Raw genomic sequence first — 11,467 nt, forward strand, 5'->3', positions numbered from 1 at the left:
TCTCGATGATGTCGCCGATCGTCTGGGTCTTCTCCGACAGGCTGACGATGTTGCCCGCCACCGCCTCCGCCTGCTCGCGGATCGCGTCCATGGCCTTGGCGGTGTCGGACACCGCGCGCAGCCCCTGGCGCGAGGTCTGGGCGGTGGCCTGGGCGGTGGCGATCACCTCGGTGGCGCGCTTGGAGATCTGCGCCCCCGAATGGGTGATCTCGTCCACCGTGGCGGCCGTCTCCTGCACGGCGGCGAACTGCTGCTCGACCGAGGCCGCCTGCTCCTGCGCCGAGGCGCGGATCTCGGCCGCGGCCGCGTTCAGGTCCGCCGTCGCCGCCCGGTTCGTCCGAGCCAGGTCCGACAGACCCGAGACCATCGTGTTCAGCGTCGTGCTCAGACGGCCGATCTCGTCGCGCCCGCCCGCCGCCAGCTGGCCGGACAGGTCACCCTCGCCGACGCGGCCGACGAAGGCCATGACCGTCTCGAGCGGCCGCACCACCGCGCGGCTGATCAGCCACGTGATCAGGACCGCCAGCAGCACCGCGGCGGCCAGGGTCAGGTAGATCGAGAGGCGCGAGCGCTCGTAGACCTCCTGCGCGGCACGCTGGCCCAGCGCCATGCCGCCGTCGAGCTGCGAGCGGAGGTTCTTGATCCCCTCGAGGAAGGGTGCCTGCAGCCGCGCGATCTCCGCGTTGCGGGCCTCGACCGCCGCGACGTCCTGCTGGGCGATAGCGGCGAACTGCGCCTCGCCCTGCGCCCTGACCTCGCGGAACGAGCCCTGGACCGCGGTCGCCGCCGCGGCGATGCGGTCCCAGGCCGCGACGCGCTCGGCGGATACGACCTGCGTCCGGTACTGGGTCGCGAGCTGGATCGTCGTGGCGAGCCGGTTCTCGACCTGGGCCGCGGTCTGGCGCCAGGCAGCCAGGGTGTCGCCGGCCTGGGTCGCGCGCCCCTGGGCCTGCATCAGCATCGTGATCACGGCCGTGCGGCGCAGGAGACCGAGGTCGCGCGCGTCGTTCCCGAGATCGTCGAGCTGGCGCAGGATCGTCATATCCCGCCGGACGATCGCGTCGGTCGTGTCGCGCACCGCGCCGATCTGCTCCAGGGCGTAGAGGCCGAGCGCCACCACCACCACCGTGATGGCGAAGAAGCCGAGGAGGATGCGTTTTCCGATCGAGAGCGACACGGGCGGGGATGGCTCCGGTTGGGGCAGGCGGCCCGGTCAGGGCAGCGCGCGGCGCAGGAGGCGGGGGAGGTCGATGACGACGAAGTCGGGACGGCCGTCGCCCGCCGCCCCGGAGGCCGGGGCATAGACCGAGGCGGCCTCGTTGCCCAAGCGATCGGGATCGGCCGCTTCGGCGCCGGCCGCGGCAACCGCGCCAGGGGCCCGGGCGATGCCCAGGACCCGGTCCACCGCGAGGGCGAGGGGCTGGGGGTGGACGCCGCGCAGCACGATCATGTGGCCCGCCGCCGCGTCGGCGTCGGACGCGGGATCCGGCCGGCCGAGGGCCCGGGCGAGGCTGAGCACGCCGACGATCCGCCCGGACAGGGCGACGAGGCCGTCCAGCGCCGGCACCGCCCCGGGCATCGGCGTGGCGGGGCGCGACGGCAGGACCTGGGCGACGGCCGCCAGCGGCACGCCGTAGCGCTCGCCACCGCAGGCGCAGACGAGGTGATCGACGCCCGAATCGGTCGCGGCCGCCGCGGCACCGCGCCGGGCGAGGGCGGCGGCGCGCTCGGCGCGCAGGTCCCGCTCCGGCCGCGGACGGCCGCCCTGTGCACTCGGGCCTGCGCCCATCAGGACCTCCTGCTGCCGGCGCCGCCGAGCGCGGCGCGGGCCGCGGCCGCGCTGGCCGCGATCTCGCCCGCGGAGGCGCCGTCGCCCTCGGGCAGCGCCGTGTCCGGCCCGAGGGCTTGACTCAAGGCGACGGCGTTGTCGAGGGCGCGGAGCGCCTCGTGCGGCCGTCGCAGCGCGATCAGCAGCAGGCCGAGGTGGTAGTGGGCCATCACGAAACCGCGGTCGAGGTAGAGCGCGGCCCGCAGCGCCCGCTCGGCCTCGGCGTCGCGTCCGAGGGTGCGGGCCAGGAGGCCCTCGTAGAAGCGCAGGGCGGTGTCGGTCGGATCGCGGTCGAGGGCGCCCCGCAGCGCCCGCCAGGCCGCTCCGGTCTCGCCGGAATCGGCCAGCGCGCGGATCCGGTCGAGGTCGACGGCGTCCTCCTCTTCCGGCCGGTCCTCCCGGCTCTCGGGCGCTGCGGGAGCCGGACCGGTGCCGGGTGCGGCGACCGGGTCCGGGGCGGGAACGGCCGCGGCGTCGGCCTCTGCAGCCCCGGACTGGCCCGGGTCAGGATCCGCCGGGGGCGGCTCCGTCGCCTGTCGCGCCGGAGGGACGGGGTTCGGCGCGGGCGCACCGGACAGGTCGACCGGCGGCGCGACCGGCGGCGCCTCGGCGCGCGGTCGGTAGGCCACGGTCCCGGGCAGGCTGACGGCGTCGAGGAAGCTCGCGAAGGCGGGACTCGGCTCGGCGTGGCCGAGGAGCAGCCAGCCCTCCGGCCGCAACCTTCGGCCGAGCCCGCGCACCACCGCGGCGACCGTCCGGGCATCGAAGTAGATCAGCACGTTCCGGCAAAGGATCAGGTCGAAGGGCTCGCCCTGCGGCGGCCCCGGCTCGACGAGGCTCAGCAGGTTGCCGCGCTCGAACCGGACCGGACCGCGGTATTCGGGCCGGAGGGCGTAGCCGCCCTCGCGCCGGATGCCCGGCGCGGGCGGCAGCCGGGTGAAGTAGCGGAGCCGGTCCTCCGGCGGCATGGTCCGGAGCGCCCAGCGGCCGTACTCGGCGGCGCGGGCCGTGGCGAGCGCCTCGACGCTGATGTCGGTGCCGAGGATCGCCACCCGCCACTCGGGCAGGGCGTCGCCGAGCAGCTCGTGCACCAGGATCGCCAGGGAATAGGCCTCGGCCCCGGTGGAGCAGCCCGCGCTCCAGATCCGCAGGACGCGCTCGGACGCCCGTGCCGCGATCAGCGCCGGCAGGATCGTCGCGCGCAGCGCGCTGAACTGCTCGGCGTAGCGGAAGAAGAACGTCTCGCCGACGGTGATCTCAGCTTCCAGCCGGGCCCATTCCGCCTCGCCTTCCGCGCCGCTCGACAGGAGGGCCGCGTAGGCGGCGCAATCGGCCACGGCGGCGGCGCGGAACCGGCGGTGCAGCCGCTCGATCAGCAGCTCGTCCTTGTCGGTGTAGTAGTGGTGGCCGGTGCGCGCGATGATCCGCGCCTTGAGCGGCGCGTAGGCGGGATCGGCACTCAGGTCGGGACGGGGATTCCCCGGTCGGGCCATCGCGCGGTCAGACGGCGTGCGGCAGCGCGGCGAGACGTTCGGCGGCGGCCCGCGCCAGGGCGTCGACGCGGACCCGTTCCTGCACGGTCAGGAGGCGCTCCGGCGCCAGCGCGTGGACGAGCCGCTCGCCGAGGACCAGCTCGGCGGCGACGCAGCCGTTGAGCGTGTCGGCCGCCTCGGCCGGCCGGATCGCGGAATCCGGGACGGTCGCGAGGTCCGCCACGCGATCGACGAGGTACGCGACGGCCTCGCCCTGCATCAGCGCGAGATGGGCGTAGAGACCGGGCGTCGCGCCGGCCGGGCGCAGGCCGAGCAGCGCCGCGAGGTCGACGACCGGGACCGGCGTGCCGCCGAGATTGAGGAATCCGGTGAGCCAGCTGCCGGAAGCGGGCGGCGCGTGCAGATCCGGCAGCGGCAGGATCTCGGCGACCGCGCCGCGGGGCAGGGCGCAGGCCGTGCCTGCGACATCCAGCAGGAGATAGGCCGAACCGCTGCTGGCCACCGCCACCCGCTCCCCTGTTGCTCGGTCGCGGCCGGGCCGGGACGGGTCGCGACATAGGCCGAGTTAACGCTGCCGGCAATTGTGCGCCGCACCGGCACGATGACGCGGAACCAAGTCTCGCCTAAGCCGCTTATTTTCCGACGCAGCGGCAACGCGCCTGAAGAGGCGCGTGCTTTGCCTGCGCCGGTCTACGCCAGGGATTGACGATGAGGAAACTTCTGTTGGCCGCCGCGTCGCTGACGCTCCTCGCGGGCTCCGCCTACGCCCAGGGCAACTCGCCCTACAATGCCTCGGGCGCGCAGGCCGGCGGCCCGCGCGGCGGCCTGGAGCGCGCCGGCGAGGCGGCCGCGATGGAGCAGGGAGCCGCTCCGGCCGCGCGTCCGATGATGCGCAAGCGCATGAAGCACAAGCGGATGAAGCATCATCGCCGGATGCGCCACCACATGTGAGTGGCGAACACCGGGACGCGCCGCAGGCGTCGTCCGGGTGGCTCGGCCTGTCGCACCCGCGGCAGGCCTTTTTTATGCCCGGTCGCAGGCGAAGTGCCGGTCGTGCGGGCCTGAAGCATAGTGCAGTCCGGTCGACGCGTGGCGTCCGACTGTTGCCGGCCGGCGCGGCGCGGTCCAGAGTTGTGCGAAAGCCGCGACGCCCGAACATGTTCGCAAACGAACATCGTCCGGCAATCAGTACAGCGGTGCGACGGCCTCACGAAGGCGAGGGAGTATCGATGTCACGACCGCTCGACCGGAGATCCGACGACAGGATCGAGGCGACCGGTGTCGAGGGGCGGCGCAGCGCGATCGTCGCCTCGGTCCGCCAGCGCGGCTTCGTGACGATCGAGGCCCTGGCAGCGCAGTTCGGCGTCACCGTCCAGACGATCCGGCGCGACCTCAACGAGCTGAGCGCCGAGGGGCGGCTGGAGCGCTACCGCGGCGGCGGCGGTCTGCCCTCCAGCGTCGAGAACATCGATTACGCCGACCGGCGGGTGACCCTGCTGCCGGAGAAGAGCCGGATCGGCCGCCTCGCGGCGAGCCGTATCCCGTCGCACTGCTCGGTCTTCATCAACATCGGCACGACACCGGAGGCCGTCGCGCGCGAGCTGACCCGACACGACGATCTCAGCATCATCACCAACAACCTCAACGTGGCGATCTCGCTCGCCGAGACGACCGAGTTCCGCATCGTCGTGGCGGGCGGCACCGTGCGGAACCGCGACGGCGCGGTGCTGGGTCAGCTCACCTGCGACACGCTCAGCCAGTTCCGGGTCGACGTGGCGGTGATCGGCATCAGCGGCATCGACGGCGACGGGGCGCTCCTCGACTACGATTACGAGGAGGTGCGGGCGACCCAGACCATCCTGGCCCATGCCCGGAAAACCTTCCTGGTGGCCGACCACACCAAGTTCACGCGGCGGCCCATGGTCCAGGTCGGGCGCCTGGAGCAGGTCGACACCTTCTTCACCGACCGGGCGCCACCGGCCGAGATCGTCGCGCTCATGGAGCGTCTGGGCGTCAACTTGGCGGTCGCCGACAGCGCGGACGAACCGTAACGAACATCGATTTTTCGCTTGCGAAAGCCGACCGCCGCGTCAATATAGTGCCGAAACGCCACCAAGGCGGCCCAGGAGGAACCATGGCGGCTGCACCGCGACAGCGCGAGCCGTCCGACGCCTACGATCTCCTGATCATCGGCGGCGGCATCAACGGCACGGGCATCGCCCGGGACGCGGCCGGCCGGGGTCTGTCGGTCCTGCTGGCCGAGCGCGGTGACTTGGCCGGCTTCACCTCCTCGTCGTCGACGAAGCTGATCCACGGCGGCCTGCGCTACCTTGAATACTACGAGTTCCGCCTCGTGCGTGAGGCGCTCGCCGAGCGCGAGCGGCTGCTGCGGCTCGCCCCGCACGTGATCTGGCCCCTGCGCTTCGTCCTGCCCCACGACGAGGGCCTGCGCCCGGCCTGGATGCTGCGGCTCGGCCTGTTTCTCTACGATCACCTCGCGCGGCTGCGCACGCTCCCGGGCTCGCACGGGGTCGACCTGCGCAGCTCCGCCTACGGGGCGCCGCTGCAGCGGCGCCTGACGCGCGGCTTCGTCTATTCCGACTGCTGGGTCGAGGACAGCCGCCTCGTGGTGCTCAACGCCATGGACGCCCGCGAGCGCGGCGCCACGGTGATGACCCGCACCGGCGTCGTCTCGGCCCGGCGCGAGGGTGACGGCTGGGTCGCGACGCTGCGCGACGAGCGCGGCGGCACCGAGCGGACGATCCGCGCGAAGGCCGTCGTCAACGCCGCCGGCCCGTGGGTCAGCGAGACGCTCGGCGGCACGCTCGGCATCAACAGCCGCGCGGCGGTGCGGCTGATCAAGGGCAGCCACATCGTGGTCAAGCGCCTGTTCGCGGGCGATCAGGCCTACATCCTGCAGCAGCCCGACAAGCGCATCATCTTCGCGATCCCCTACGAGCGCGACTTCACGCTGATCGGCACCACCGACGTGCCCTATGACGGCGAGCCCGGCCCGGTCTCGATCTCCGAGAGCGAGACCGACTACCTCTGCGGCTGCATCAACCGCTCCTTCGACACGACGATCACCCCGGCCGACGTGGTCTGGAGCTACTCGGGCGTGCGCCCGCTCTACGACGACGCGGCCGAGAACGCCTCGGCCGTAACCCGCGACTACGTCCTCGACGTGGAGGACCAGGGCGGGGCGGCTGCGGTGCTGTCGGTCTTCGGCGGCAAGATCACGACCTACCGGCGGCTCGCCGAGCACGCGCTGGAGAAGCTGAAGCCGTACTTCCCGCACCTCGGGAAGTCCTGGACCGGCGACGCGGTCCTGCCGGGCGGCGCCATGAAGGACGCCGACTTCGACCAGTTCCTCGCCAAGCTGCGGGCCGAGACGCCGTTCCTGCCGGAGGAGACCGCCCGCCGCCTCGCCCGCGCCTACGGCACCCGGGCCCGGGACATCGTCGGTACGGCGCAGTCCCTGGCGGATCTCGGCGAGGCCTTCGACGGCGGCCTCACGGCGGCCGAGGTCGACTACCTGCGGACCGAGGAGTGGGCGGTCACCGCCGACGACATCCTGTGGCGGCGCTCCAAGCTCGGCCTGCGCACCGGCGCGGAGAGCGCCGCGCGCCTCGCCGCCTACCTCGACCGCAGGGCCGAGGCCGCCTGACGCTTTCGAACCCGATCCGGCGACAGACCGGTCGGGCCATCTAGGGGAGGGAACGATGAGCCGTTACGTCGGGGCCATCGACCAGGGCACAACCAGCAGCCGCTTCATCGTGTTCGACCGGGAGGGCAGCGTGATCGCGCTCGCCCAGGCCGAGCACGCGCAGATCTACCCGGCTCCCGGCCACGTCGAGCACGACGCCACGGAGATCTGGACGAAGACCCAGAGCGTGATGCGCGAGGCCCTGGAGAAGGGCGGGCTCCAGCCCTCCGACCTCGCGGCGGTCGGCATCACCAACCAGCGCGAGACCACGCTGATCTGGGACCGGACGACCGGCAAGCCCCTGCACAACGCCCTGGTCTGGCAGGACACCCGCAACGACCGGCTGGTGGGCGAGTTCGCCCGCGACGGCGGCCGCGACCGGTTCCGCGATCTCACCGGCCTGCCGCTGGCGAGCTACTTCTCCGGCCTCAAGCTGCGCTGGCTGCTCGACCACGTCGAGGGCGCCCGGCAGAAGGCCGAGGCCGGGGACGTGCTGTTCGGCAACATCGACACGTGGCTCGTCTGGAACCTGACCGGCGGCACCGAGGGCGGCCTCCACGTCACCGACGTGACCAACGCCAGCCGCACGCAGCTCATGTCGCTGAAGACCCTCGACTGGGACGAGGGCATGCTGTCGACCTTCGGCATCCCGCGGGCGATGCTGCCGAAGATCGTCTCGTCGAGCGAGGTCTACGGCGAGACCAAGGCTCCGTTCGCGGGCGTGCCGATCGCCGGCATCCTGGGCGACCAGCAGGCGGCCCTGTTCGGCCAGACCTGCTTCGCGCCGGGCGAGGCCAAGAACACCTACGGCACCGGCTGCTTCGCGCTGATGAACACCGGCGAGGAGCCGGTCCCGTCGAAGGCCGGCCTCGTCACCACGCTGGCCTACCGCCTCGACGGCCAGAAGCCAGCCTACGCGCTGGAGGGCTCGATCGCCATCACGGGCGCCCTGGTGCAGTGGCTGCGCGACAACCTGCACATGATCAAGGATTCCGCCGAGGTCGAGACGCTCGCCACGACGGTCGAGGACAACGGCGGCGTCTACTTCGTGCCGGCCTTCTCGGGCCTCTACGCGCCGCACTGGAACGAGGGCGCCCGCGGCCTGATCATCGGCCTGACCCGCTACGTCAACCGCGGCCACATCGCCCGCTCGGTGCTGGAGGCGACCGCCTTCCAGACCCGCGAGGTGCTGCAGGCCATGGCCAAGGATTCGGGCATCCCCGTCAAGGAGTTGCGGGCCGACGGCGGCATGGTCGCCAACAACACCCTGATGCAGTTCCAGTCCGACCTGCTCGACGTGCCGGTGGTGCGCCCGAAGGTGGCCGAGACCACGGCGCTCGGCGCCGCCTACGCGGCGGGTCTCGCGGTCGGCTACTGGAAGGGCCTCGACGACCTCAAGCGCAACTGGGGCGTCGACAAGCGCTGGACGCCGAAGATGGATGCCGGCCAGCGCGAGAAGATCGCCGCCGCCTGGAGCCGGGCGGTGCAGCGCTCCTTCGACTGGAAGACCGACGAGGATTGAGACGGGCTCGGGGCGCACACGCCCCGCGCAGTCCCACTCGCGCCCGCATCCGGAGCCGCTGCGCGGCGGCCTCGAAGGAGGGCACCAGATCGCCGCGGGATCCCCGGAGGCCTTCGAAGAGGCCTCCGGGGCGCTCCGGTACCGCAGGAGAGGGCGCCGCCCCGGACCTGCGTAACCATTCGGTGACCGCCACCGGCGTTCACGCGCTCGCCAAAGCTTTGAACTTTCACAAAAAGCAGCGAACGGGGGAGACGAGACGATGACATCACCCTTCCTGGGCGAATTCCTGGGCACGATGACCCTGATCGTGCTCGGCGACGGCGTCGTGGCCGGCGCCCTGCTCAAGCATTCCAAGGGCGAGAATGCCGGCTGGATCGCCATCACGGCGGGCTGGGCCTTCGCGGTCCTCGCGGGCGTCTTCGTGGCCAACGCCACCGGCAGCGCCGACGCCCACATCAACCCGGCCGTCACCGTGGCGGGCGCGGTCAGTTCCGGCGATTTCAGCAAGATCCCCGTCTATATCCCGGCCCAGATGCTCGGCGCCTTCGTGGGCGCCGTGCTGGTCTGGCTCCACTACCTGCCGCACTGGGGCGCGACCCAGGATCCCGGCCTCAAGCTCGCCTGCTTCTGCACCGGCCCGGCGATCCGCGACGCGAAGGCCAACTGGATCTCCGAGATCATCGCGACCTTCTTCCTGATCCTGACGATCTCCGCCCTCGTGACCACCACCCTGGGCTCGGCCGGCGCGATCCCGCGGGCCGTCGCGCCCTACATGGTCGGCATGCTGGTCTGGGGCATCGGCCTGTCGCTCGGCGGCACCACCGGCTACGCCATCAATCCGGCCCGCGACCTCGGGCCGCGCGTCGCCCACGCGGTGCTGCCGATCGCCGGCAAGGGCAGCTCCGACTGGGGCTACGCGCTGATCCCGGTGGCCGCGCCCCTGGTCGGGGCGGTGCTGGCCGGGCTCTTCGTCCGGGCGCTGGGGATCTGACGGAACGGCCGCACCCTCAACCACCGCGGGGCGGCCCGGCGTCGCGGCGGTTTGCGGCGCGCGGCCTTGGGCCTTAAGTCAGGGCGATCCCGACCGCGCCCCTGGGGCGCTTGCCCGCGGTGTGCCCCCGACCCATGGCCGTCGTCCTCGACACCCTGAAGAACGATCCGCGGCCGGTCCGCCTGCGCCACCCCGAGAAGGCGCACCGGCCCGACCAGCCCGTCCAGGCCAAGAAGCCGGACTGGATCCGCGTGAAGGCGCCCGGCTCCAGGGCCTGGTCCGAGACGCAGAAGATCGTGCGCGAGCACGGTCTGGTCACGGTCTGCGAGGAGGCGGGCTGCCCGAATATCGGCGAGTGCTGGGAGAAGCGGCACGCCACCTTCATGATCATGGGCGACACCTGCACGCGGGCCTGCGCCTTCTGCAACGTGCGCACCGGCCTGCCCGACGCCCTCGACCTGGGCGAGCCGGACAAGATCGCCGATTCGGTGGCCAAGCTCGGCCTGCACCACGTGGTCATCACCTCGGTGGACCGGGACGACCTGAAGGACGGCGGCGCCGAGCACTTCGCCCGGACCATCGCGGCCATCCGGCTCGCGAGTCCCGGCACGACCGTCGAGATCCTGACGCCCGACTTCCTGCGCAAGGACGGGGCGCTGGAGGTCGTGGTCGCCGCCAAGCCCGACGTGTTCAATCACAACCTGGAAACGGTGCCGGCCAAGTACCTCACGGTGCGGCCGGGTGCCCGCTACTTCCACTCGGTGCGCCTGCTGCAGCGGGTGAAGGAGCTCGACCCGACGATCTTCACCAAGTCCGGCATCATGGTCGGGCTCGGCGAGGAGCGGAACGAGGTGCTCCAGCTCATGGACGACCTGCGCTCGGCCGACGTCGACTTCCTCACCGTCGGCCAGTACCTGCAGCCGTCGAAGAAGCACCACGAGGTCGTGCGCTTCGTCCCCCCGGACGAGTTCAAGGCCTACGAGACCACCGCCTACGCCAAGGGTTTCCTGCTGGTCTCGGCCACGCCGCTCACGCGCTCGTCGCACCATGCGGGCGAGGACTTCGCGCGTTTGCAGGCGGCGCGCCTGGCCAAACTGTCGCCCGCGCTCTCGGCCTGAGGATATCCGAAGACCATGCCGTCCTTCCGGGTCACCCGCGCGGTGAAGCACACGCCGCAGCAGATGTACGACCTCGTCGCCGACGTGGAGCGCTACCCAGAGTTCCTGCCGCTCTGCGAATCCCTGCGGGTGATCCGCCGGCAGGACATGCCCGAGGGCGGGCAGGTGCTGATCGCCGAGATGGGCGTCGGCTACAAGGCGATCCGCGAGCGCTTCACCACCCGGGTCACCCTCGATCCGGCGGGTCTCAAGATCGTCGCCGAGTACATCGACGGCCCGTTCCGGCACTTGGAGAACCGCTGGCTGTTCAAGGACGGCCCCGACGGCGGCTGCAACGTCGACTTCTTCATCACCTACGAGTTCAAGAGCCGCACCCTGGGGCTCCTCATGGGCACGATGTTCGACCGCGCCTTCCGCAAGTTCACCGACGCCTTCGAGGGGCGGGCGAACCGGATGTACGGGGCGCGGGCTTAGGTAGGGGACTCATTCAGGTCCATGCGATGACAGAGGAAACTAGCGCGACGGCTGCGAGATAGTTGCAGGCTAGGCGATCGTAGCGGGTCGCGACGCGCCGCCAGTTTTTGAGGTGGCCGAACAGCCGCTCGATCCGATTGCGCCGCCGGTAGGCGACCCGGCTGTGCTTATAGGGTACCGTCCGGGTGGCCGTGGATGGGATGGTGGCGATCACCCGGTGGCTCTTCAGCCAATCTCTCAAGCTCTGTGCGTCGTAGGCCTTGTCGGCGATCAGACGCTTGGGCGGCACCACAGCGCACAGCAGGGGCAGCGCCATGGTGATGTCGGCCACGTTG

At 71.8% G+C, this 11,467-nt stretch carries 12 protein-coding genes; 7 read left to right on the top strand and 5 right to left on the bottom strand.

Annotated features, from left to right (window positions below; genetic code table 11):
- The 4 genes from BLW78_RS30265 to BLW78_RS30280 all read right to left on the bottom strand — a co-directional run.
- Positions 1–1,177, bottom strand: a 1,177-nt coding sequence (locus tag BLW78_RS30265) for a methyl-accepting chemotaxis protein (protein WP_091684000.1), incomplete at its 3' end; no start/stop codon positions are given.
- A 36-nt stretch (positions 1,178–1,213) separates the two neighbouring features.
- Complete coding sequence (locus BLW78_RS30270) at positions 1,214–1,789, bottom strand: chemotaxis protein CheW (RefSeq protein ID WP_091684002.1); 576 nt, start codon at positions 1,787–1,789, stop codon at positions 1,214–1,216.
- Positions 1,789–3,321 (bottom strand): CheR family methyltransferase, encoded by a 1,533-nt coding sequence (locus BLW78_RS30275; RefSeq protein ID WP_091684004.1) that lies wholly within the window; start codon positions 3,319–3,321, stop codon positions 1,789–1,791. Before BLW78_RS30275 ends, BLW78_RS30270 begins: the two co-directional genes overlap by 1 nt.
- 7 nt (positions 3,322–3,328) lie before the next feature.
- Positions 3,329–3,823 carry a chemotaxis protein CheW gene (locus tag BLW78_RS30280; protein WP_091684011.1) on the bottom strand — a complete coding sequence of 165 codons (495 nt, stop codon included), beginning with the start codon at positions 3,821–3,823 and terminating at the stop codon, positions 3,329–3,331.
- A gap of 206 nt (positions 3,824–4,029) precedes the next feature.
- On the opposite strand from BLW78_RS30280, the gene BLW78_RS30285 reads away from it, so the two are divergent.
- The 7 genes from BLW78_RS30285 to BLW78_RS30315 all read left to right on the top strand — a co-directional run bounded on the left by BLW78_RS30285 (position 4,030) and on the right by BLW78_RS30315 (position 11,132).
- On the top strand, positions 4,030–4,272 hold the full coding sequence (locus BLW78_RS30285) for a hypothetical protein (RefSeq protein WP_026605287.1): 243 nt from the start codon (positions 4,030–4,032) through the stop codon (positions 4,270–4,272).
- 278 nt (positions 4,273–4,550) lie between these two features.
- Positions 4,551–5,372 carry a DeoR/GlpR family DNA-binding transcription regulator gene (locus BLW78_RS30290; RefSeq protein ID WP_020095420.1) on the top strand — a complete coding sequence of 274 codons (822 nt, stop codon included), beginning with the start codon at positions 4,551–4,553 and terminating at the stop codon, positions 5,370–5,372.
- Positions 5,373–5,455: 83 nt separating this feature from the next.
- Positions 5,456–6,988: a glycerol-3-phosphate dehydrogenase gene (gene glpD / locus BLW78_RS30295; RefSeq protein ID WP_091684006.1), complete on the top strand. Its 1,533-nt coding sequence runs from the start codon at positions 5,456–5,458 to the stop codon at positions 6,986–6,988.
- A gap of 55 nt (positions 6,989–7,043) precedes the next feature.
- Positions 7,044–8,549, top strand: a complete 1,506-nt coding sequence (gene glpK, locus BLW78_RS30300) for a glycerol kinase GlpK (RefSeq protein WP_091684008.1) — start codon at positions 7,044–7,046, stop codon at positions 8,547–8,549.
- Positions 8,550–8,808: 259 nt separating this feature from the next.
- Positions 8,809–9,540, top strand: coding sequence for an MIP/aquaporin family protein (locus BLW78_RS30305; RefSeq protein WP_020095417.1), 732 nt, complete (start codon positions 8,809–8,811; stop codon positions 9,538–9,540).
- A 134-nt stretch (positions 9,541–9,674) separates the two neighbouring features.
- Positions 9,675–10,658, top strand: a complete 984-nt coding sequence (gene lipA, locus BLW78_RS30310; protein ID WP_020095416.1) for a lipoyl synthase — start codon at positions 9,675–9,677, stop codon at positions 10,656–10,658.
- Between the two features lie 15 nt (positions 10,659–10,673).
- On the top strand, positions 10,674–11,132 hold the full coding sequence (locus BLW78_RS30315) for a type II toxin-antitoxin system RatA family toxin (RefSeq protein WP_091684010.1): 459 nt from the start codon (positions 10,674–10,676) through the stop codon (positions 11,130–11,132).
- Positions 11,133–11,145: 13 nt separating this feature from the next.
- Here the strand turns inward: BLW78_RS30315 and BLW78_RS30320 are convergent.
- Positions 11,146–11,467: transposase (locus BLW78_RS30320; protein WP_139307801.1), on the bottom strand; the 322-nt coding region annotated here is incomplete at its 5' end.

Origin of the sequence: Methylobacterium sp. 275MFSha3.1, from assembly GCF_900108435.1 — a bacterium.
Taxonomy (GTDB): Bacteria; Pseudomonadota; Alphaproteobacteria; order Rhizobiales; family Beijerinckiaceae; genus Methylobacterium.